Genomic DNA, 20,413 nt, shown 5'->3' with positions numbered 1-20,413 from the left:
TAAACGTTTCGAAAATGATGGCGTCAGGGCGGAAAAAACAGCGGAAATCCACGGCGCCGACCATGCTGCATGTGGCGGAGGCGGCGCGTGTGTCGGTGGCAACCGTGTCGGCATTGCTGAACGGCACGGCCACCGTCAGTCCCGAGCTTACGCAACGCATCGAGCAGGCGATCCGCGACATCGGCTACAAGCGCAACGCCATCGCCCGCAGCCTGAAGATGGGCACAACGCGCACCATCGGCCTCACCGTGCCGCACATCACCAACCCGTTCTTCACCGATGTCGTCTCGGTCATCCAGCAGGCCTTCGACCGCGCCGGCTATGCGGTCATGCTGTGCTGCACCGACGAGGATCTGAACACGCAGGACGAGCAGATCCGCCTGCTGCTCGACCGCATGGTCGACGGGCTGATCGTCGCGCGCGTCGGCGATGGCGGCCTTCTGAAGGGCATCGTCGAGGACACCAACGTGCCGGTGGTGCTGCTCGACCGTCTCTGCGAAGGCGTCGACACCGATGCGGTGGTGCTGGACAACCAGCGCGCCGTGTTCGACGCCGTCACCTATCTGATCCATCTCGGACACCGGCGCATCGGCTACATCACCGGCACCTCCGACATATCCCCCATGCATGACCGCATGATCGGCTACCGCGAGGCGCTGCAGGCGGCCGGCCTGCCGGTGGCGGAGGAACTCATACGCTCCGGCAATTTCCACGAGATCGACGGCTACAACGCCACCATGCAGCTCTTGTCACTGCACGACCGGCCAAGCGCGATCTTCTCGGCCAACAACCCGATGGTGATCGGCACGATGAAGGCGATCCGCGACATCGGCCTATCTTGCCCCGAGGACATTTCGGTCGCCTGCTTCGACGACTTTCCCTGGTCGGACGTGTTCGTGCCGCAGCTGACCACCGTGGCGCAGCCGGTGCAGGCGATCGGCGAGCAGGCGGCGAACCTCCTGCTCGACCGACTGGCCGGCAACCGCGACGCGCCGCCGCGCAAGCTGGTGCTGAAAGGCCGGCTGATGATCCGCAATTCCTGCCGGCCGCTGGGCGCGATCGCGCAGAGCGTCAGTGCGTAGGTTCGAAGGCCTCCGCGCACAGCGCCTGCAATCTCGGGAAGATGCGGCTGCCGCCGGTGATCACCTGCGTGCCCTGGTCGAGCACCGTCTTCGGATCCGCTCTGAGCACCGTGCCGCCGGCCTCTTCGACCAGCAGCATGCCGGCGAGGCAGTCCCAGGCGTTCATGTGCTCCTCGACATAGCCGAGCAGCCGGCCGGACGCCGCATAGGCGAGCATCAGCGCTCCGGAAGCATTGCGGTAGAAGACGCCGCCCTGGGCCATGATCAGGCTGATGAGAGTGACGACATTCTTGGTCGAGGCGCGGTTGGACAGCCCGGTGCCGACGGCGCCCTCGGAAAGCGACGCGGCATTGCTGGTCTTGATCGGCTTGCCGTTGAGGAAGGCGCCGCCGCCCAGCCGGCCGTAGAACGTCTCGTCGGTCGAAGGCTCATGGATGACGCCGACCACTGTCTCGCCGTCCCTGGCGCAGGCGATCACCACGCACCAGGCGGGAATGCCGCGCACGAAATTGGCGGTGCCGTCGATCGGGTCGATCACCCAGACATGGCCGGTTGTTCCGGTCACCGCAGCATGCTCCTCGCCGATGATGCCGTCTTGCGGATAGGCCTCGGCGATCGCCGCGCGAATGAACAGCTCGACCTCGCGGTCGGCTTCCGAAACCAGATCCTGATGCCCCTTGCTCTCGACGGCCAGATTGTCGAGGTCGCGGAAATATTTCAGCCCCAGCTCGCCGGCGCGCCGCCCCAGGTCGATGGCAAAATGCATGCGGTCGTCGAGATCTTTGGTCACGGGGAACTCTTGGCTGAGAGGGACATCTGCGCGCCCTTAACAGACCAATATGTCAGGTAAAAGTGACGGCGCGATCACGCCGCCTTCGACATCGATTTGTGCACGTCGGCGAGGATCTCGTAGGAGCGCACGCGCGCCGCGTGATCGAAGATCTGCGCCGTCACCATCAATTCGTCGGCGCCGGTGCGGCGGACGAAGGCGTCGATGCCCTGGCGCACCGTCTCCGGCGAACCGACAACGGCGCAGGACAGCGCCTGGGCAAGCATGGTTTTCGCCATCGGGTCGAGATCGCGGTCGTAATTCTCGACCGGCGGCGGCAATTGCCCGGCCCGGCCGCTGCGCAGATTGACGAAAGCCTGCTGCAGCGAGCTGAACAACAGCTTCGCCTCCGCGTCCGTCGGCGCGGCAGAGACATTGAGGCCGAGCATGACATAGGGCTTGTCGAGCTGCGCGGAGGGCTGGAAGCGCGTGCGATAAACCTCCAGCGCGTGGTCGAGCTCGGCCGGCGCGAAATGCGAGGCGAAGGCGTAGGGCAGGCCGAGAAGCGCTGCGAGCTGCGCGCCATAGAGGCTGGAGCCGAGGATCCAGACCGGCACGGTCTGGCCCTCGCCCGGCACGGCGCGGATGCGCTGGCCTTCCTCGGCCGGCTGGAAATAGCCCATCAACTCGACCACGTCCTGCGGGAAGTTGTCGGCGGACTCCAGGTTGCGGCGCAGCGCCCGCGCGGTCAGCATGTCGGTGCCCGGCGCGCGGCCGAGGCCGAGGTCGATGCGCCCGGGAAAAAGCGCGGCCAGCGTGCCGAACTGCTCGGCGATCACCAGCGGCGCATGGTTGGGCAGCATGATGCCGCCGGCGCCGACGCGGATCGACTTGGTGCCGCCGGCGACATGCGCGATCACGACGGAGGTCGCGGCGCTTGCAATGCCCGGCATGTTGTGGTGCTCGGCCAGCCAGTAGCGCTTGTAGTCCAGGCGCTCGGCATGGCGGGCAAGGTCGAGCGAATTGGCGAGCGACTGCGAGACGGTGCTGCCTTGGGTGATCGGCGACAGGTCGAGAACCGAAAGGGCGGTCATTGGTCAGGTCTCCACGATGCGTTTTTCCCTGAGCCTCGCCTCGAAGGCGGCGCGGTCGGGAATGACGATGGCGAGCTGGTTCTCCAGCACGTCGGCGAGCTCGGCGGCCGTCGCGATCTCGCGCTGCTCGCTGCGGCCGCCGGCATGATGCGTCGACAGCCGGTTGTTGCGCAGCGCGTAGCGCCGGTCGGGCAAAGCGAGCGCGGCGACCAGCGTCGACAGGAAATGCGAGCTCGGATGCGTCGACAGGAAATGGCTGGCGACCCGGTAGTCGACCTCATAGGCCTGGCTCAGGTCGAAGCGGTAGAGCGTGCGCCAATCACCGCCGATATCGGCCTGCAGGCGGAATTGTCCGCCGGTCTCGACGAGGCGGAAGGTTTCGTGCGGCGTCTGCTGCGCGAGCCCGGCTTCCAAAAGCAGCGGCGCCGTCAGCGTCAGGCCGCCGAAGCCGACATCGGCGATGTAAGTGCGGCCGCCAAGCTCGATGCGCAGCAGCATGTGGCTGCGCGCGGTGACCGCGTCCTCCGGCTGGCCCCACAGCACGCGGGCGGCAAGCCCGCTGACGGTGAAGCCCAGCGCGCCAAGCGCGTGCATGAAGATCAGATTGTGCTCGAAGCAATAGCCGCCGCGGCCCTGGCGAAAAATCTTGTCCTGCAGTGAAGCGACGTCGAGGCCGACGGAAACGCCCATCAAGGCATCGATGTTCTCGAACGGGATCGCCCGCGGGTGCGCGGCGTGCAGCGCCCGCAGCGTGGCGAGCGAAGCGTCGGCCGGTCCGCCGTGACCGATGCGGGCGAAATAGCCATCGAGATCGAAGTCGCTCATTCAGGGACGGTCCGGCTTGACCGGTCCGATATAGGCACTGGTCACCGGTGTCGCAAACAATGGCCGGGATTTGGGATTGGGCCAGCCCTCAGCCTGCTTGATTGTGGTTGTTCTCGGCCGGCTCGTCATCGACGACAGTTGCTTGCTGCGCCGCCAGGAAATTGCCGAATGGGCTCAGGCTTTCGAAATGGTCGCAAAACACCTTGATGACGACCAGCAGCGGCACCGCCATCAGCGCGCCGACGAAGCCCCACAGCCAGGACCAGAAGGCGATGGCGATGAAGATCGCCACGGCGTTGATCTCAAGACGCCGCCCGACCACCATCGGTGTCACGAACTGGCCTTCGATAATGTCGCACAGCACCACGAAGGCCGGCGCCAAGAGCGCATAGGCGATCGTGTCGAAGCTGATCAGCGCAATGACGGCGACAATCAGGACGGTCATCAGCGCGCCCACATAGGGCAGGAAATTGAGCAAGGCCGCCATCGCCCCCAGACCAATGGGTTGGGCATGCCGAGCCCCCAGAGGCCCAACCCGATCACCGTGCCGAGACTGACATTGATGATGGAGACCGTGAGGAGATAGTGCGAAATCTCGCGCTCGACGTCATAGACGACGCGCAGCGCCCGCTTCTTCTGCGTCATGCTGGCGAAGGATTGGACGATCTTCTCGTAGAACAATGTGCCGGAGGCGAGCAGGAACAGCGACAGCACGAAGACGATGGTGATCGCGGTGCCTGCTTCCAGGATGTTGCTGGCCGCGGTTGAGAGGATGCCGGAAGGCGCCACCGCGACCCGCTGCAGGCCGGGCTCCTGGGAGGTCTCGGTCAGCGCTTCCAGTTGATGCGCGAGGTCCATCATTCGTTCGAGCGGCCGCCTGAACGGCGCCAGCCGCTCGGTCAGCTGCTGGCCGATCGAATAGGAGTTGTTGATGAGGTCGATGATCGGGCCGCTGAGCAGATAGCCGGCGGCGGTGAAAATGAAGATCGACAGCAGCACCAGCAGCGTCGCCGACACCACTTCGGGGATCCCGTGCTTTCTCAGAAAGCGCACGATCGGCGTCAGCGTCAGCGCCAGCAGGAAGGCAAGCATCACCGGCATGAAGAAGGCGCGGGCGAAGTACAGCGCCGCTGCCGTCATCAGAATGAAGATCCCGATCACCAGCGACCGCATCAGGCGTATGTCCGCCCTGGCATCGGCACGCGGGTCAGGGCTTTCGGCAGCGCTTGCGCCCGAAGCGATCTGTTCGGCTTTCATCGGTTCCCTTGCAAGCCGCCAGCCGATAATGCATGGCGGGCCTGTGCCCGAAACGCGGGAGTTCCGGGCAAGGTTCCAAGAGCCGGCTTTCCGCATCCGGGGGCCGGTTTGGAGCGGATCGCTCGTCAGGCAGCCGGCGCTGGCGCCGTCTTGGCCGTCTCCTTGCGCACGATCGGCGCCACCTTGGTGCCGTAGAGCTCGATCGCCTTCATGATCTTGGCATGCGGCATGGTGCCGATCGCCATCTGCAGCAGGAAGCGGTCGTTGTTGAAGATCCTGTGCTGGGCGACGATCTTTTCAGCCACCTGCTCGGGGTTGCCGACGAAGAGCGCCCCATTGGGACTCCGCGCCTGGTCGAAATGCGCCCGCGAGGTCGGGCCCCAGCCGCGCTCGCGCCCGATGCGGTTCATCACCTCCGCCTGCGGTCCGTAGAAGTCGTCGGCCGCCTGTTCGGTTGTCTCGGCAATGAAGCCGTGCACGTTGATGCTGGTCGCAAGCGAAGCTGGATCGGTGTTGGCGCGGCGCGCCGCCTCGCGATAGATATCGAACAGCGGCGCGAAACGCGCCGGCTCGCCGCCGATGATGGCCAAAGCCAGCGGCAGGCCGAGCACGCCGGCGCGGGCTGCGGATTGCGGCGTGCCGCCGATGGCGATCCAGATCGGCAGCTTGTCCTGGAAGGGACGCGGGTAGACGCCGCGCCCGTTGATCGGCGCGCGCAGCTTGCCCTGCCACGTCACCTTCACCTGGTCGCGGATGGCGAGCAACAGATCGAGCTTCTCAGCGAAAAGCTCGTCATAGTCTTCCAGATTGTAGCCGAACAGCGGGAAGGATTCGATGAAGGAGCCGCGCCCCGCCATGATCTCGGCGCGGCCGTTGGACAGAAGGTCGAGCGTGGCGAATTGCTGGAAGACGCGCACCGGATCGTCGGAGGAAAGCACGGTGACCGCGCTGGTGAGCCGGATCTTCTTGGTGCGCTCGGCCGCCGCGGCAAGCGCCACGGCCGGCGCGGAGGCGGCATAGTCGGGGCGGTGATGCTCGCCGAGTCCGAACACGTCGAGGCCGACCTGGTCGGCCAGCTCGATTTCCTCGATGAGGTTGCGCAGCCGCTCATGCGGACCGATGGCGCCGGGACCCGGCTCCGGGCTGACATCGGCAAAAGTGTAGAGACCGAGTTCCATCTGGTTGCGTCCTGAACCTGTTCATATGGGGTTTTTGCCTGTTGGCGCTCTAGGTAGCCGTATGCCTTGCCGCCCGCCAGAGGCGCGATCGGTGAACAGTGCATCGCGCATCGCCAAGCCGTATCCCTGCGGCAACAAGCCCGGTTTTTTCATGGCTGGCATACCGTTTTGACGCTTGAACTCGGCGCTTTCACGCGTATGTAAGCGTCGCGAATAGACTGCAGGGAAGTACACTTGGCTATCTACAGGGAAAAAGACATTTTCGAGCGGCGCAATGCCGCGAACGAGGCAAAGAAGGCGCTGCTCGCGCGCTTCAAGGCAAAGCCGGCGGCGGATGATCCCGCTGTGCTGGCGCGCCAGGCCGAACGCAAGGCGATCCTCGAGGCCCGCGCCATCCGCGAAGCGGAGAAAGCAAGGCTGAAGCAGGAGAAGCTGGCTCGCGAAGCGGCCGAGAAGGCCGAACGCGAAGCCGCCGCCGAAGCGGCGCGCATCGCAGCCGAAGAGGCCGCTGCCGCCGAGGCCAAAATCCGCGAGGCCGAGGAAGCAGAGCGCATCGCGCTCGAGCTTGCCGACGAGGCCGCGCGCAAGGCCAAGCGTGACGCACGCTACGCCGCCCGCAAGGCGCGCGTCGGCAGGACGCCTCCGGGCTTCTCCGCCCGCTAAGTTCGGGTTGTTTGGAAGATCGGTCAGGGTCGCCAAAAGCGGCCCTGAACGCGTTCGTGCTGTCAGCCCTAAATTTAGGCTACCAGCTTCAGCCCGACGATGCCGCAGACGATCAGGCCGATGCAAGCCAGGCGGACGACGGTCGCGGGCTCGCCGAGCAGCCAGATGCCGAGCAGCGCCGTGCCGACGGTGCCGATGCCGGTCCATACGGCATAGGCCGTGCCGACGGGCAGCGTCTTCAGCGCCAGGCCGAGCAGGCCGAGGCTGACGATCATCGAGGCGATGGTGAGAAGGGTCGGCAGCGGCCTGGAGAAGCCGTCGGTGTATTTGAGGCCGATCGCCCAGCCGATCTCGAACAGGCCGGCGAAGAAAAGAAAGATCCAGGACATCGAAAACGCTCCGTCATTCCAGCATCGCCTGAGATGCTTGGTGGCGGGTCGTCCCGGCCGGTTTTTCGGGGAAGCGAGGTCGTCCTCGCTCCTTGGATATAGGATGGCCTGTTTTGCGATCAACAAAACACCGGCAGCATTGTGATGCCGCCGGTTCAAGCCTGCATCGAGTCGGCCGACCGAATCGGGCCGCTTACTTTTCCTTGATGCGCATCGCCTTGACCGGCGGCGCCTTGGGAGCCGGGGCCGCGGCGGGCTTCTTGGCGTCCTTCTTCGGCTTGCGGGCTTCCTTGCCCGCCTTCATCGCACCTTTAGCCATGATTCGCTCCTCCGATTGTGGGCAATCCGAGTGAAACAAGAGAAGTGACGGACTGCAAGAGGCAGTGCGGCTTTGCTAAGCCGGCCGGCCGGCTGTCAACCGATTTTGAGGTCGCGACGCCAGTTCGAAACCTCGCATGGACTGGCGCATTGTCTGTAGAGCTTTGCCGGGCGGGCCGCTAAGCTCGCGCGCAGGGCAAGCCGGGGATCGGATGGCAGGACATAGCGGATCGAGACGGGTGATCTACGCCGCGCTCGCCGGCAATCTGGCGATCGCGGTCACCAAATTCGTGGCGGCAGCCTTCACCGGTTCGTCCGCCATGCTGTCGGAAGGCGTGCATTCGCTGGTCGACACCGGCAATGGCACGCTGCTCCTCTACGGCATGCATCGCGCCGCGCGGCCGCCCGACCGCGCGCATCCGCTCGGCCATGGGCGCGAGCTCTATTTCTGGAGTTTCATCGTCGCGCTCCTGGTGTTCGCGCTCGGTTCCGGCGTTTCCTTCTATGAGGGCATCATCCACATCATGGCGCCGGAACCGGTCGTCAACGCCAAGGTCAACTATATCGTGCTCGGCCTTTCGTTCCTGTTCGAGGGCAGTTCATGGCTGGTGGCGCTGAAGGAGTTCCGCCGGCAGAAGGGCCGACAGGGCTGGTTCGAGGCCGTGCAGTCGAGCAAGGATCCGAGCGTCTACACCGTGTTGTTCGAGGACAGCGCCGCGCTGCTTGGCCTCGTCGTCGCCTTCGCCGGCATCCTGTCAGCGCAACTCCTGGAAAGGCCGGAGCTCGACGGCCTCGGTTCTCTTGGCATCGCCCTCATCCTTGGCGCCACAGCGATTTTTCTGGCGCGTGAGAGCAAGGGCCTGCTGCTCGGCGAACCTGCGTCGCCCGAGGTCCAGAAGAAGGTTCTGGCGATCGTCCAGCAGGACCCGGCCGTCCAGCAGGCGAACGGCATATTGAGCGTCCATGTCGGTCCGGAGGAAATCGTCGCGGGCTTGAGCATCGAATTCGAGGATCACCTCACCGCGCCCGACATCGAAGCCTGCGTCGAGCGCCTGGAGGCGAGACTGAAGAAAGAGATGCCGCAAATCTCCAGGCTCTTCGTCAAGCCGCAGGCGACTGGCACATGGGAGCGGCGGCGCAAGGCCATGGCCGAGGCTTCGGAGGAGGGTTAGGTTCAACACGACAACGAATTTTTTGAGGAGCAAGCCGATGAAGATCGACGGCGGATGCCATTGCGGCGCGATCACCTATGAGGCGGAGGTCGACCCGGAAAAGACCGGAATCTGCCATTGCACGGATTGCCAGCAACTGACGGGAACAGCCTTTCGCGTGACTGTGGGGGCGCCAGAAGAGCATTACCGGATCACCAAGGGCACGCCCAAAGTCTATATCAAGACCGGATCGAGCGGCGCCAAGCGCGCACAAGGCTTCTGCGGCGACTGCGGCTCGCATCTCTATGCGACGTCAGTCGGCGACGGGCCTAAAATCTACGGCATCAGGGTAGGCACAGCGCGCCAGCGCGAGGAGCTCGTTCCGAGAAGGCAGGTCTGGCACCGCTCGGCGCTGCACTGGCTGCCGGAATTCGAAGGCATGACCACAATCGAGGAGCAGTAGGGATCAGTCGCCGTCCTCAACGACTCGCAGCCTGAGCTGTCCCGTCTTGGAGTCCGCCACCCGCGCGCCCCCTTCGGCCTTCGCCGGGCGCGGCGCCTCGGTCTCGCCCTCGGCGAATTCCAGCGCCTCGATCTTCTGGCCGCGCTTGGTGACCTTCGACGTCGAGACCAGAATGTCGTCGATGTCCTTGGCCGCCTGGCCGAAATGCGTCTGCAGCCGCCGCACCCGCTCGTCGACCCTGGCCACATCCTCCATCAGCCGGATGACCTCGCCTTGGATCAGATGCGCCTGCTCGCGCATGCGGGCGTCCTTCAGGATCGCCTGAATCACTTGGATCGACAGCATGAGCAGCGAGGGCGAGACGATGACGACGCGGGCGCGGTGCGCCTTCTGCACCACCGCTTCGAAATTCTCGTGGATCTCGGCGAACACCGATTCCGACGGCACGAACATGAAGGCGGTGTCCTGCGTCTCGCCCTGGATCAGGTATTTTTCCGCGATATCGCGGATATGCACCTCGATGTCGCGCCGAAAGGCCTGCGCCGCCACCTTCTGCATGTCGGCGCCCTCGGCGGCGCGGATAGCGTTCCACGCTTCCAGCGGGAACTTGGCGTCGATGGCCAGCATCGGCGCGCCGTTGGGCATTCGCACCAGGCAGTCGGGGCGGCTGCCATTGCTGAGGCTGGCCTGGAACTCATAGGCGCCGTGCGGCAGCCCGTCGGCGACGATCGCTTCCATGCGCGATTGGCCGAAGGCGCCGCGCGTCTGCTTGTTGGAGAGGATCGCCTGCAGCTGCACGACCTGGCCGGCCAAGGATTGGATATTGCCCTGCGCGGTATCGATCACCGCCAGCCGCTCCTGCAGCTTGGCCAGGCTTTCATGCGTCGACTTGGTCTGCTCGGCCATGGTCTGGCCGATGCGGCCGGTCATGGCGTCGAGCCGTTGCCCGAGCGATTGCGTGAGCTCCGCCTGCCTGGCGCCGAACACGTCGGCGATCGCGCCCATGCGCCCCTGCATCTCGGCCTGCGCCTGCATGATGTCGGCCATCCGCGCCTCGGTGTCACGGGCATGGTCGGCCGCTTCCGCCGCGGCGACCGAGCGCGCCTTGGCGGCGCGCCACAGGGCGATGACGAGCGCGGCGAACAGCACGACGAACAGGACAGTGGCGATACCAAGCGCCTGGCCGAGCGTGACCGTGGTGGCGCCGAGCCGCGCGACCGGTTGCGAAAGGATGGAGGTCATGTCGTTCATGTGCGCAGCATAACCGATTCGCATCGCCGGCACAGATCAAAACGTGAACAGGGAAAAGCTGCCCCCGTTGACGCTTCTCCAGCGAAGTCTTAGGTGAGACGCCATGTCGATCAAGCCGCTCATCATTCTTCCCGATCCCATCCTGCGCCAGGTTTCCAAGCCGGTCGAGCGCGTCGATGCCGATTTGCGCAAGCTTGCCGGCGACATGCTGGAAACCATGTATGACGCGCCGGGCATCGGCCTTGCGGCGATCCAGATCGGCGAGCCGCGTCGGCTGCTGGTCATCGACCTCGCCAAGGAAGGCGAGGAGCCTCAGCCGCATGTCTTCATCAATCCCGAAGTGCTCGAGAGTTCCGACCAGCGTTCCGTCTATGAGGAAGGCTGCCTGTCGATTCCCGATTATTATGCCGAGGTCGAGCGCCCGGCTTCCGTGCGGGTGAAATATCTCGACCGCGACGGCAAATTGCAGGAGATACAGGCGGAAGGCCTGATGGCCACCTGCCTGCAGCATGAGATCGACCACCTCAACGGCGTGCTGTTCATCGACCACATCTCGAAGCTGAAGCGCGACATGGTGGTGCGCAAGTTCAAGAAGCTCGCCAAGGACAAGGCGCCGGGCAAGATGGTGGGCTGAGGGCCGTTTCGGCCGCGCGAGCGCCTGAGCCTCCCGCAAAACAGGATCGCAGGACCTCATGCCGCTTCGCGTCATCTTCATGGGCACGCCGGATTTTTCCGTGCCGACCCTGCGCGCCATCGCCGAGGCCGGTCACGAGATCGCGGCCGTCTACACGCAGCCGCCGCGTGCCGCCGGTCGACGCGGGTTGGAGCTGACGCCTTCCCCAGTGCAGCGCGAGGCCGAGCGGCTGGGCTTGGACGTGCGCACGCCCACGTCGCTGAAGGGCGAAGCCGCGCAGGTGGCTTTCGCGGCCCTTCGTGCCGATGTCGCCATCGTCGTCGCCTATGGATTGCTGCTGCCGAAAGCCATTCTGGACGCGCCGCGGCTCGGCTGCCTGAACGGCCATGCCTCGCTTTTGCCACGCTGGCGTGGTGCTGCTCCCATCCAGCGCGCCATCATGGCCGGCGATAGGGAAACCGGCATGATGGTCATGAAGATGGAAGAGGGTCTGGACACCGGGCCGGTGGCTTTGGTTGAAAAAGTGGCCATCGCACCCGATATGACGGCCGGCGAATTGCATGACCGCCTGATGGTTCAGGGCGCCTCGCTGATGGTCGAGGCGCTCGCGCAGTTGGGGATAAATTGTCTGACATTTACCCCGCAGGCGGCGGAAGGGGTGACCTACGCCGGAAAGATCGATAAATCGGAGACACGCGTAGACTGGACGCGGCCTTCTGGCGAAGTCCACAATCACATTCGCGGCCTCTCGCCCTTTCCGGGCGCGTGGTGCGAGGTCGAAATTGGCGGCCGCATGGAGCGGCTGAAACTGCTTCGCTCGACGCTCTCGGATGGCGTCGGCGAGTCGGGAGGAATTCTCGATGACCGGCTGACGGTCGCCTGCGGATCGGGCGCGGTCAGGCTGGTCGAAGTTCAACGGGCGGGCGGAAGGCCCGCCGCCGCGCAGGAGTTCTTGCGCGGAGCCAAGATCGAAAAAGGAACGAAACTGACATGAGCATGATGTCGATACGCGCGGCGACGCCGCGGGATCGCGAGGCGATCCGCCTCGTCGAAGAACATGCCTTCGGCCAGCAGGCGGAAGCCGGGTTGGTCGATGCCCTGGTCACCGGCGGTGACGCCGTCGTCGAGCTGGTTGCCGAGGAGGACGGCCAGGTCGTCGGCCACATCCTGTTTTCCAGGCTTTACGTGCAGAATGGCGGCAAGCGTTTCGCCGCCGTCGCGCTGGCGCCGCTGGCGGTCGAGCCCTCCTTCCACGGCACCGGCATTGGCGGTGCGCTGATCCGCGAGGCGCATATCCGCCTCAAGGAAGCCGGCGAGACGCTGGCAGTTGTCCTGGGCGATCCGGTCTATTATGGCCGCTTCGGCTACACCCATGGCCGCGCCGCAAAGTTCGACAGCGAGTATCAGGGCGAGGCGCTGCAGGCGCTGGCCTGGGGTGACGCCCCCGAGACCGGCAGGCTGGTCTACGCTTCCGCTTTCACCGCCTTGGCCGCCTAGGCTAAGGCAAAGCACAAGCTGGCATGCCGCGTTTTCGGCTCGATATCGAATATGACGGCAGCCAGTTCGCGGGCTGGCAGCATCAGGCCGACCAGCCCTCGGTGCAGCAGGCGATCGAGCAGGCGATCGAAAAGTTCTGCGGCGAAGACCTGAGAATACGGGCCGCCGGCCGCACCGATGCCGGCGTGCACGCCACCGCCCAGGTGGCGCATGTCGATCTTGCCAAAGCGTGGTCGGGCGACAAGGTGCGCGATGCGGTGAATGCCCATCTGCAGGCGGCCGGCGCGCGCGTCGCCATCCTCAAGGCGGCGGTCGTCGCCGACGATTTCGACGCGCGCTTTTCCGCCACCGGCCGCCACTATCTCTACCGCATCCTCAACCGCCGCGCGCCGGCGGCGCTGGAAAAGGGCAAGGTCTGGTGGGTGCCGAAGCGGCTCGACGCCGAGGCCATGCACGAGGCGGCGAAAGTGCTGCTCGGCAAGCACGACTTCACCACCTTCCGGTCGACCCAGTGCCAGGCCGAAAGCCCGGTCCGCACGCTTGACCGCCTCGACGTCAGCCGCGATGGCGATTTCATCGAGGTGCGCAGCTCGGCGCGCTCCTTCCTGCACAACCAGGTTCGCTCGATGGTGGGCTCCTTGCGGCGCGTCGGCGACGGTTCCTGGCGCGCGGCCGATCTCAAGGCGGCGCTCGAAGCGCGCGACCGAGCAGCCTGCGGCCAGGTGGCACCGCCGGACGGGCTTTTTCTCGTCGGCGTCGATTATCCGAAAGAGACATGATCCCGAACCATCGGCCCGGAAGACCCTGAGCAGGGCAGTCGGCGGCAGGCACCTGACCGGCCCAACCTGTCAAGCGCGACGCCGGCCGACTGTTCGTGGCCCAAATATCATCCCGTCCTCCCGTGCAGCAGGTCGAGCCGCCGCAACAATTCCGTCGGCACCTGCTCGGCGGTGCGCGACGCGCCAGCGAAGATCGTGCCGCTGTTGCCGTCCAGCGTGATCACCGCGCCGGGGTCGAGCCATTCGTCGTCGAAACCGATCCGGCCGCCGGGCTCGTCGATGCGCATGGCCTCGCAGCCGACGAGACAGACCTTGCCGAGCTGCCGCGCCACCACGGCCGCGTGGGACGTGCGCGCGCCGTGCCGGGTGAGCAGGCCCCGCACGCGGTCGATCAGCGCGACGTCATGCGTCTCGGCGTTGTCCCGTGCCAGGATCGCCGGTTTTCCCGCCGCCTCGGCCGCCGCGACCTGCTCCTCGTTGAGTGCGACCACGCCGCTGGCGACGCCGCTGGAGGCGGTCGCGGCATGGCCGAGCGTCGCTGCCGCCGCGCCGTCCTCGGCCACGATGACGCGCGTGGTCAGCGCGGCCGCGTCGAGGCCGGCGGTGCGGCTGCGCGCGGTGTCGCGGTCGATCAACCCTTCGTCCGCCATGTCGAGAGCGATGCGGGCCGCCGCCTGGGGCGTGCGCTTGCCTTCGCGGGTCTGCAGCAGGAAGAGCTTGCCGTCCTCGACGGTGAACTCGAAATCTTGCATGTCGCCGAAATGTCGCTCGAGCGCCTTGGTCGCCTCGACCAGTTCCTTCCAGACGCGCGGAGCGATCGCGGCCAGCCGGTCGTGGCCCTGCGCGCTGCGCCGGCCGCTGACCACGTCCTCGCCCTGCGCGTTGAACAGGAAATCGACCCAGGGGGCAGGATCGCCGTCGCTGGGATTGCGGGTGAAGCCGACGCCGGCCCCGGACAGCCCGCCCGCGTTGCCGAACACCATCCGCTGGACCGTCACCGCGGTGCCCATGCCATGGCTCAATCCGCGCATCTCGCGATAGGCGACGGCCTTGGCGCTCGACCAGGAGCGGAACACCGCCGCGATCGCCGCCTGCAACTGCGCCACGGCGTCCTGTGGAAAGGCCTCCTGCGTCAGCCGCAGGTAGGTTTCCAGATGCCGCTGCGCGAGATCGCGCAGCGCGGCGAAGTCCAGCGCGCGCTCATCCTCGCCCATGCGCACCTGATCGAGATCGGCCTCGAACGCGGCCGCTTCGATGCCAGCCACCACCTCGCCATAGCCGGCTATCAACCGGCGATAGGCATCCCAGGCCAGCCGCGGATTGCCGGTCGATCGGATCAGCCCCGGCAGCGTCGCGTCGGTGAGGCCGATATTGAGCAGTGTCTCCATCATCCCCGGCATCGACACTGGTGCCCCGGAGCGGACGGACAGGAGAAGCGGCCGGCGCGGATCGCCGAAGCGCAGCCCGGTCGCGGCTTCGAGATGCGTCAACGCATCGCGCCAGAGCGCGGGCGTGACCGCTTCCGGATGGGCGCAGAGGTTGGTGCCCAGCACGAAAGCCGGCGGCACGTTCAGCCCAAGCGCCGCCATCCGCGCGAGATTATAGGCCTTGAAGCCCATCGTCTCGGGCGATGCCGCCTTGGCGAGCGGCGCGCCGGGCACGATGAGGCCAGCCGCTCCTTGTGCCGGAATGCCCATCGATGCGTCGTTCACGCCCGTCTCCCCTGATGGTCCGCGCCGACCCGCGTGAAGACCAGACCGCGCATTGCGTAGCCGGTGCGCAGCAGCGCGTCGGTGGATGCCTCCAGCGCGGCCGCGAAATCGGTGCCGAGGCTGAGCGCGGCGGCGTCCGATACGTGGCGCACGAACAGCCGCCTGACATCGCGGGTCAGCGCGTCGCAAAGCTTCTCGGCATTGACCACCCGCCAGCAGGCGGCCAGGAATTCATCCTGATCCTCCGCAAGGCTCGCTTCGTTGAGCGTGCGCGCCACGGCAAGCGCCTTGACGTGATCCTGTGCCGCGTCGAGCACCTTGTCGGCCAGCCGGCGCAGCGCGGCGCGCAATTCGTCGTTCCAGCCGTGATGGTCGTGCTCGGCGATCAGCGACAGCACGAAAACGGCCTCCTCGAGCTCGTCGGCCGCATCGTCGGCGCATTCGATCAGCCGCAGGAAGGGCAGCCAGCGCGCGTTGCCCGCGGCCTGGTCGCGCAGCCGCATCACCAGATGATCGGCCTTGCGTTCCCAGACCTTGGCGCGCTCCGAGAGCTTTCGCGCCGCCTTGACGTCCGTTTCGTGGCCATGGGCCAGCGCATCGCGTATGCCCTCTGCCAGGGCCTGGCAGAAGGCGGCGTGCTCGCCGAGCAGGGCGAATTCGTCCCGGTGGCGGCCGACATGGCGCGACAGAAGCAGCCGGATCTGGTCGGCGACCAGGGCGGCGGTCTGGCCCGCCTGCATGGCATTGGAGGAAAGCACCAGCGCTTCGGTCAGGAAATCCCGCGCTTCGGCCTCGCCCAGCACGCCGTCCAGCCGGTCGCCGACGCGAAAGTGGTCCGGCGACAGCGCTTCCATCGCGTCGAAGACCAGCTGCTCGGCCCCGGCCATGAGCCAGCCCATGTGGCCTGCCTCGCGATGGGCCGCCTCGGTCAGCACCGCGACGGAGAGTGGCTTGGCCACCAGCCGGTTCAGCCGCTTGCGCGCCCGGTTCCAGTCGATCAGGAAGACGATGCGCGCGCCCAGCCCCTCGAGGACGGCGTCCGCCGCCCCGGCATCGGCGCAATCGAAACGTGCCGTGCCGACGACATAGTCGGCGCCTGCGTTCAGCCCGGCGCTGCGCCGTGCGCCGACGCCTGACCATTGCGCACCGATTTCCGACAAGAGTTCCTGGAAGAAAGCGAAGCGCCGCTCGTGCAGGTCCGAATAGGTGAGCGTGATCGAAAGGCCCTCCATCTGGATCACCAGCACATGCGCGTCGTTGGTGCCGATGTCGTTCTGGATGAGCAGCCGCGCTCCGTCGCGGGTCGCCGCGGTATCGAGGCCGGGATGGTCGAGTTTGAGCTTGCGCGTGCGGTTCAGCCCACGCATGAACGCGGCGACCCGGGGGCGGTCGCCGGCATCGAGCTGCCAGACATGGGCGCCGTCGACAGTGTCGTCGGACATATCGGCCGCCATCCGGTTCAGGCTCTTGTGCAGATCCATCACCAGAATGTGGAATGTATCGTCCTCGCCGCGCCTCCCGCCGGTCAGCGCGACCATCTGGGCGTCGTCGAGCACGCCCGCGTTCAACCGGTCCAGCCAATCGCACCAGTGGTCGACTCGCGCCAGCAGCGCCAGGTGGGCGGCATCCGCGCTGCCCTCCAGCGGGCGGGCCATCAGGCGGATGTCGTCGGCAAGCAGCTTGCCCAGTCGGGGCAGGTCGGGAAGATGCAGCTTCCCGCCCTCCGACCAGGCCGCTTCCTGCATCATCAGCATCCAGGGCGCGTTGGCATGCGCGGCGGCATAGTCGCGGCGCAGGTCGGCCAGCGGGGCTGAGCCGTCGGCGGCATGGGCAGCGGCGGCCTGGAGCGCGGTCAGCGCGAATTTCAGCCGGTCATTGGCCGCGAGCGCGCCCTTTATCCGGGCCGGCAGGAGCAGTTTCGATTGACCGAGCGCGGCGACGACATCCACCTTTTCCATCTGTCAGCCATCCATCCTGTCGTGAAGCCTTGCGGTCCCGCTCATTGCCGGTTCATCCTTGTTCGAAAGTTCTCCGAAATCATAAGCCGCCTTATGAAAAAGACTTCGAAGAATTGTGACAATCTTGTCATGATGAATTTACTCTGCGATCAAGGCTCGACCATTGATCTGGCGCAAATCACTTGAAGAAGATTGTCAGGCGCCCGATTGCGCCGCGAAAAAGGCTGCGATGATGAATATCGCCCGGGAGCAATGCCCTTCGGATCATCCGATTGGATTTGTGAAGGGGGCTGCCGATACGAACCGAGGCAGGCGGCGGCGCCAGGACAGGATCGCGGGAGCGCGATAGGCCGCTGCTACGGCTAATGCGCGCCGAACTTCATTGCTTTAGGTTCCGGCGTCGCCGGGTATGTCGATGCCGAGCAGCGCCTGCAGGCCGAACAGGACGAGCAGCGAGGCGATGAACATGCCGACAAAGACGGCGGTGCCCACGGCGGCGCCCTTGCCGATCGACGCATTGGTCATGCGCCAGGTCAGCAGCGCCGACAGCGCGAACAGGAACAGGGAGACAAGGCTGCTGATCTCGCTGGTTGAGGGCAGGAACAGCCTGAGCAACGCCGAGGGCAGCATCAGCCAGGCGATGATCGCCGACGCCCAGTTGGAGGCAACGACATAGTGGACGAAGCGGCCGCCTATGCCGGCGCGTGGCGCGACCACCGCCAGCGCCACCAGCGGCAGCACCCAGGAGCCGATATCCACCGTCGCCAGCCTGATCAGCATGCCGAGGCGCCCGGCGAAGGCCTCGGGATCGCCGATCTCATTGGCGATTCCGACCCAGCCGACGATCAGCGCCGGCGCCGCCACGACGATGGCGTAGAAGGAGTTCCAGAAACCGTCCGCCGAAAGGTCGAGCAGGCGCAGCCCGTCGGCCTTGCCGAACATCAGCCGCCAGGCGCCGGCCAGCGAAGCATAGGTTTCGTCCGCCGATAGCATGGTCACGAAAGGCCTTTTGCGAACCAGTCTTCGATGAAGCGTTCGTAGATCTGCGTCAGCGTCTCGAGATCGGCAAGCGCGACGCGCTCGTCCACCATATGCATGGTCTTGCCGACCAGCCCGAACTCGACCACCGGGCAATAATCCTTGATGAAGCGCGCGTCCGACGTGCCGCCGGAAGTGGAGAGCGCCGGCGTCCTGCCGACGACCGTCTTGACCGAGCTGCTCAGAGTATCGATCAGCCTGTCGTCGCGGGTGAGGAAGACATGGCTCGGCCGGTCGCGCCAGACAAGCTCGTAGTCGACCGGTGTCTTCTTGCCCGGCCGGTATTTCTTGCGCCCCGCCGCCTGGTCGAGCCGGTTGTGGATCTCGGCCTGGATCGTCTCCGCGTCCCATGTGTCGTTGAAGCGGATGTTGAACGTCGCCGTCGCCTTGGCCGGGATGACGTTGGTCGCCGGATTGCCGACGTCGATCGACGTCACTTCGAGATTGGTCGGCTGGAAATCCTTGGTTCCCTTGTCGAACACCGGATGGAGCAGCGCGTCGACCAGGCTCATCAGGCCGCGCACCGGGTTGTCGGCAAGCTGCGGATAGGCGGCATGGCCCTGGCGTCCGTTGACGGTCACGGTGCCAGACAGCGAGCCGCGCCGCCCGATCTTGATCATGTCGCCAAGCGCGTCCGGATTGGTCGGCTCGCCGACGATCGAAGCATCCCACTTCTCGCCCTTGGCGGCCGCCCAGTCGAGCAGCTTGGTGGTGCCGTTGATCGCCGGCCCTTCTTCGTCGCCGGTGATCAGCAGCGAGACCGAGCCTTTCGGGCCGCCGTTTTTCTCCACGTGGCGAGCCACTGCGGCGATGAAGCAGGCGATGCCGCCCTTCATATCGACGGCGCCTCGGCCATACATCTCGCCATTGGCGATCTCGGCGGCGAAGGGCGGATGCGTCCAGGCTGATTCGTCGCCCACCGGCACGACATCCGTATGGCCGGCAAACATCAGATGCGGGCCGTTGCCCGAGCGCCGCGCATAGAGGTTTTCGATGTCCGGCGTGCCGTCTTCCGAGAAGACTGGACGCTCGACCGAAAAGCCAAGCGGGTTCAGCATGTCCTCCAATGCGGCAAGCGCCCCACCTTCTGCGGGTGTCACGGACGGACAGCGGATCAGGGCGGCAAGATTCGCGGCGGGATCGGTCGGCAATGTCATGGGCAAAGCGATAGTCGAAAGCGTTTGTCGTGTCACGGTGGCAGATCATCGCCGGTCATGCCGCCGACGATATAGTTTTCATCACGTATAAATGCATGTTGCGAGCCAGATGAGGACAAATGCATGGCCAGCGAAACAAGCATCATCGCGATAGCCGGCGCCGGCAGCATCGGCTGCTATGTCGGCGGCTGCCTCGCACTCGCCGGGCGCAAGGTCGTTTTCCTCGGCCGCGGCTGCGTCGTCGGGACCATGCGAGAAAGCGGGTTGCGCGTCAGCGATCTTAACGGCCGCGACCGCCACGTCGAGGCGCAGGCGATTTCGGCGACCGACGATCCGGCAACCGCGCTGTACGACGCGGACGTCGTCCTGGTGACGGTGAAGAGCGGCGCGACCGCGGAGATGGCCGGGCTGATCGGCACTCACGGGCGCCCGGATGCCGTGGTGGTCAGCCTGCAGAACGGCGTCGACAACGCCGACCGGCTGCGCGCCGCGCTCCCCGGGCGGCGGGTGCTGACCGGCATGGTGATGTTCAACGTCGTCCAGTCGCCGGACGGCGAGCTGCCGTTCCGCATCCATCGCGCCAGCGAGGGCGAGGTGATGATCGACCAGGGCGTCGGTGGCCTTGCCGAGCTGCTCGATGTCGACGGGCTTGCCGTCGAGGCGCGCGCCGACATGAAGGCGGTGCAGTGGAGCAAATTGCTGATGAACCTCAACAATGCCCTGGTGGCGCTCTCCGACCTTCCGCTGGCAAGCCAACTGGCCGACCGGAGCTGGCGCGTTATCCTGGCCGCCCAGGTCGACGAGGCGCTCGCCGCGATGAGGGCGGCCGGCATAGCGCCGGCGCGCATCACCGGCCTGCCGCCGGCGCTGCTGCCGATAGTGCTGCGGCTGCCCGACTGGCTGTTCGGCCTCCTGGCGCGCCGCATGCTGGCGATCGACCCTCAGGCGCGTTCGTCGATGTGGGATGATCTCAAACGCGGCCGTCCGACGGAGATCGGCGAATTGCAGGGCGCGGTCATTCGCCTGGCCAGGCAGGTCGGCATCCCGACGCCGATGAACGAACGGGTCACGGCTCTGGTGCGTGAGGCCGAGGCGGAAAAGCGCGGTCCCCCAGGCCTCGGGCCGGATGCGGTCAGCGCAATTCCAGGAAAAGTGTGAGCGGTTTTTCCGTCCGGAATGCGCAAAAACAAAAGGATGG

General features: G+C 65.9%; 20 protein-coding genes and 1 pseudogene. 9 read left to right on the top strand and 12 right to left on the bottom strand.

The window, feature by feature from the left end:
* Positions 1 to 62 precede the first annotated feature (62 nt).
* Entirely contained in the window at positions 63 to 1,082 is a 1,020-nt protein-coding gene (locus EJ069_RS24100) for a LacI family DNA-binding transcriptional regulator (RefSeq protein ID WP_126063433.1), read from the top strand.
* Here EJ069_RS24100 and EJ069_RS24095 read toward each other — a convergent pair.
* From EJ069_RS24095 to EJ069_RS24075, 5 genes and pseudogenes are all read right to left on the bottom strand, one after another.
* The gene (locus tag EJ069_RS24095; protein WP_126063432.1) at positions 1,072 to 1,872 is read right to left on the bottom strand and encodes an inositol monophosphatase family protein; all 801 of its coding nucleotides are present in this window, start codon (positions 1,870 to 1,872) and stop codon (positions 1,072 to 1,074) included. The two genes, EJ069_RS24100 and EJ069_RS24095, sit on opposite strands and share 11 nt — an antisense overlap.
* Before the next feature lie 74 nt (positions 1,873 to 1,946).
* A complete protein-coding gene (locus tag EJ069_RS24090) occupies positions 1,947 to 2,945 on the bottom strand; it encodes an LLM class flavin-dependent oxidoreductase (RefSeq protein ID WP_126063431.1) in 999 nt (332 codons plus the stop codon).
* Positions 2,946 to 2,948: 3 nt separating this feature from the next.
* The gene (locus tag EJ069_RS24085) at positions 2,949 to 3,770 is read right to left on the bottom strand and encodes an arylamine N-acetyltransferase (protein ID WP_126063430.1); all 822 of its coding nucleotides are present in this window, start codon (positions 3,768 to 3,770) and stop codon (positions 2,949 to 2,951) included.
* Between the two features lie 88 nt (positions 3,771 to 3,858).
* Positions 3,859 to 4,910: pseudogene (locus EJ069_RS24080) on the bottom strand (AI-2E family transporter).
* A 242-nt stretch (positions 4,911 to 5,152) separates the two neighbouring features.
* Positions 5,153 to 6,205: an LLM class flavin-dependent oxidoreductase gene (locus tag EJ069_RS24075; RefSeq protein WP_126063429.1), complete on the bottom strand. Its 1,053-nt coding sequence runs from the start codon at positions 6,203 to 6,205 to the stop codon at positions 5,153 to 5,155.
* Positions 6,206 to 6,439: 234 nt separating this feature from the next.
* On the opposite strand from EJ069_RS24075, the gene EJ069_RS24070 reads away from it, so the two are divergent.
* Positions 6,440 to 6,868 carry a DUF6481 family protein gene (locus tag EJ069_RS24070; protein ID WP_042647354.1) on the top strand — a complete coding sequence of 143 codons (429 nt, stop codon included), beginning with the start codon at positions 6,440 to 6,442 and terminating at the stop codon, positions 6,866 to 6,868.
* Between the two features lie 74 nt (positions 6,869 to 6,942).
* Here the strand turns inward: EJ069_RS24070 and sugE are convergent, their stop codons facing one another.
* Together sugE and EJ069_RS33800 are read right to left on the bottom strand one after the other, a co-directional pair.
* Positions 6,943 to 7,257: a quaternary ammonium compound efflux SMR transporter SugE gene (sugE, locus tag EJ069_RS24065; RefSeq protein WP_112128924.1), complete on the bottom strand. Its 315-nt coding sequence runs from the start codon at positions 7,255 to 7,257 to the stop codon at positions 6,943 to 6,945.
* Between the two features lie 193 nt (positions 7,258 to 7,450).
* Positions 7,451 to 7,576, bottom strand: coding sequence for a hypothetical protein (locus EJ069_RS33800; RefSeq protein ID WP_095819016.1), 126 nt, complete (start codon positions 7,574 to 7,576; stop codon positions 7,451 to 7,453).
* Positions 7,577 to 7,787: 211 nt separating this feature from the next.
* Here EJ069_RS33800 and EJ069_RS24055 point away from each other — a divergent pair, with 211 nt between their 5' ends.
* Together EJ069_RS24055 and EJ069_RS24050 are read left to right on the top strand one after the other, a co-directional pair.
* Positions 7,788 to 8,747, top strand: coding sequence for a cation diffusion facilitator family transporter (locus EJ069_RS24055; protein WP_126063428.1), 960 nt, complete (start codon positions 7,788 to 7,790; stop codon positions 8,745 to 8,747).
* 37 nt (positions 8,748 to 8,784) lie between these two features.
* The gene (locus tag EJ069_RS24050) at positions 8,785 to 9,189 is read left to right on the top strand and encodes a GFA family protein (protein WP_126063427.1); all 405 of its coding nucleotides are present in this window, start codon (positions 8,785 to 8,787) and stop codon (positions 9,187 to 9,189) included.
* A gap of 3 nt (positions 9,190 to 9,192) precedes the next feature.
* Here the strand turns inward: EJ069_RS24050 and EJ069_RS24045 are convergent, their stop codons facing one another.
* On the bottom strand, positions 9,193 to 10,440 hold the full coding sequence (locus EJ069_RS24045) for a DNA recombination protein RmuC (RefSeq protein ID WP_126063426.1): 1,248 nt from the start codon (positions 10,438 to 10,440) through the stop codon (positions 9,193 to 9,195).
* A 103-nt stretch (positions 10,441 to 10,543) separates the two neighbouring features.
* On the opposite strand from EJ069_RS24045, the gene def reads away from it, so the two are divergent.
* Genes def through truA form a run of 4 tightly spaced genes read left to right on the top strand, consistent with a single transcriptional unit; the run spans position 10,544 to position 13,350 of the window.
* On the top strand, positions 10,544 to 11,074 hold the full coding sequence (def, locus tag EJ069_RS24040; protein WP_126063425.1) for a peptide deformylase: 531 nt from the start codon (positions 10,544 to 10,546) through the stop codon (positions 11,072 to 11,074).
* Between the two features lie 58 nt (positions 11,075 to 11,132).
* The gene (gene fmt / locus EJ069_RS24035; RefSeq protein ID WP_126063424.1) at positions 11,133 to 12,068 is read left to right on the top strand and encodes a methionyl-tRNA formyltransferase; all 936 of its coding nucleotides are present in this window, start codon (positions 11,133 to 11,135) and stop codon (positions 12,066 to 12,068) included.
* Entirely contained in the window at positions 12,065 to 12,571 is a 507-nt protein-coding gene (locus EJ069_RS24030; protein ID WP_126063423.1) for an N-acetyltransferase, read from the top strand. The genes fmt and EJ069_RS24030 overlap by 4 nt, the downstream gene beginning before the upstream one ends.
* Before the next feature lie 23 nt (positions 12,572 to 12,594).
* Positions 12,595 to 13,350, top strand: coding sequence for a tRNA pseudouridine(38-40) synthase TruA (truA, locus tag EJ069_RS24025; RefSeq protein WP_126063422.1), 756 nt, complete (start codon positions 12,595 to 12,597; stop codon positions 13,348 to 13,350).
* A gap of 107 nt (positions 13,351 to 13,457) precedes the next feature.
* On the opposite strand, the gene EJ069_RS24020 is transcribed toward truA, so the two are convergent.
* From EJ069_RS24020 to dapE, 4 genes are all read right to left on the bottom strand, one after another.
* Positions 13,458 to 15,062 carry a PEP/pyruvate-binding domain-containing protein gene (locus tag EJ069_RS24020; RefSeq protein ID WP_210211308.1) on the bottom strand — a complete coding sequence of 535 codons (1,605 nt, stop codon included), beginning with the start codon at positions 15,060 to 15,062 and terminating at the stop codon, positions 13,458 to 13,460.
* A complete protein-coding gene (locus EJ069_RS24015) occupies positions 15,059 to 17,020 on the bottom strand; it encodes a DUF47 family protein (protein WP_126063421.1) in 1,962 nt (653 codons plus the stop codon). The genes EJ069_RS24020 and EJ069_RS24015 overlap by 4 nt, the downstream gene beginning before the upstream one ends.
* 387 nt (positions 17,021 to 17,407) lie before the next feature.
* Positions 17,408 to 18,013 carry a transporter gene (locus tag EJ069_RS24010; protein WP_126064862.1) on the bottom strand — a complete coding sequence of 202 codons (606 nt, stop codon included), beginning with the start codon at positions 18,011 to 18,013 and terminating at the stop codon, positions 17,408 to 17,410.
* 2 nt (positions 18,014 to 18,015) lie between these two features.
* A complete protein-coding gene (dapE, locus tag EJ069_RS24005) occupies positions 18,016 to 19,215 on the bottom strand; it encodes a succinyl-diaminopimelate desuccinylase (protein WP_126063420.1) in 1,200 nt (399 codons plus the stop codon).
* 123 nt (positions 19,216 to 19,338) lie between these two features.
* Between dapE and EJ069_RS24000 the strand changes: the two genes are divergently transcribed.
* Positions 19,339 to 20,373 carry a 2-dehydropantoate 2-reductase gene (locus EJ069_RS24000; RefSeq protein WP_126063419.1) on the top strand — a complete coding sequence of 345 codons (1,035 nt, stop codon included), beginning with the start codon at positions 19,339 to 19,341 and terminating at the stop codon, positions 20,371 to 20,373.
* The last annotated feature ends 40 nt before the right edge of the window (positions 20,374 to 20,413 follow it).

Source organism: Mesorhizobium sp. M2A.F.Ca.ET.043.05.1.1 (assembly GCF_003952445.1).
In the GTDB taxonomy this organism is placed as follows: Bacteria; Pseudomonadota; Alphaproteobacteria; order Rhizobiales; family Rhizobiaceae; genus Mesorhizobium.
This window is presented reverse-complemented; position numbering and strand designations above follow the sequence as displayed.

Bases quoted from the DNA above. Each gene is read 5' to 3' on its own strand.
- EJ069_RS24015 (WP_126063421.1), bottom strand. From the start codon at position 17,020: ATGGAAAAGGTGGATGTCGTCGCCGCGCTCGGTCAATCGAAACTGCTC.
- EJ069_RS24075 (WP_126063429.1), bottom strand. From the start codon at position 6,205: ATGGAACTCGGTCTCTACACTTTTGCCGATGTCAGCCCGGAGCCGGGT.
- def (WP_126063425.1), top strand. From the start codon at position 10,544: ATGTCGATCAAGCCGCTCATCATTCTTCCCGATCCCATCCTGCGCCAG.
- EJ069_RS24090 (WP_126063431.1), bottom strand. From the start codon at position 2,945: ATGACCGCCCTTTCGGTTCTCGACCTGTCGCCGATCACCCAAGGCAGC.
- EJ069_RS24045 (WP_126063426.1), bottom strand. From the start codon at position 10,440: ATGAACGACATGACCTCCATCCTTTCGCAACCGGTCGCGCGGCTCGGC.
- EJ069_RS24000 (WP_126063419.1), top strand. From the start codon at position 19,339: ATGGCCAGCGAAACAAGCATCATCGCGATAGCCGGCGCCGGCAGCATC.
- EJ069_RS24100 (WP_126063433.1), top strand. From the start codon at position 63: ATGCTGCATGTGGCGGAGGCGGCGCGTGTGTCGGTGGCAACCGTGTCG.
- EJ069_RS33800 (WP_095819016.1), bottom strand. From the start codon at position 7,576: ATGGCTAAAGGTGCGATGAAGGCGGGCAAGGAAGCCCGCAAGCCGAAG.
- EJ069_RS24030 (WP_126063423.1), top strand. From the start codon at position 12,065: ATGAGCATGATGTCGATACGCGCGGCGACGCCGCGGGATCGCGAGGCG.
- sugE (WP_112128924.1), bottom strand. From the start codon at position 7,257: ATGTCCTGGATCTTTCTTTTCTTCGCCGGCCTGTTCGAGATCGGCTGG.
- EJ069_RS24085 (WP_126063430.1), bottom strand. From the start codon at position 3,770: ATGAGCGACTTCGATCTCGATGGCTATTTCGCCCGCATCGGTCACGGC.
- EJ069_RS24055 (WP_126063428.1), top strand. From the start codon at position 7,788: ATGGCAGGACATAGCGGATCGAGACGGGTGATCTACGCCGCGCTCGCC.
- fmt (WP_126063424.1), top strand. From the start codon at position 11,133: ATGCCGCTTCGCGTCATCTTCATGGGCACGCCGGATTTTTCCGTGCCG.
- truA (WP_126063422.1), top strand. From the start codon at position 12,595: ATGCCGCGTTTTCGGCTCGATATCGAATATGACGGCAGCCAGTTCGCG.
- dapE (WP_126063420.1), bottom strand. From the start codon at position 19,215: ATGACATTGCCGACCGATCCCGCCGCGAATCTTGCCGCCCTGATCCGC.
- EJ069_RS24010 (WP_126064862.1), bottom strand. From the start codon at position 18,013: ATGCTATCGGCGGACGAAACCTATGCTTCGCTGGCCGGCGCCTGGCGG.
- EJ069_RS24050 (WP_126063427.1), top strand. From the start codon at position 8,785: ATGAAGATCGACGGCGGATGCCATTGCGGCGCGATCACCTATGAGGCG.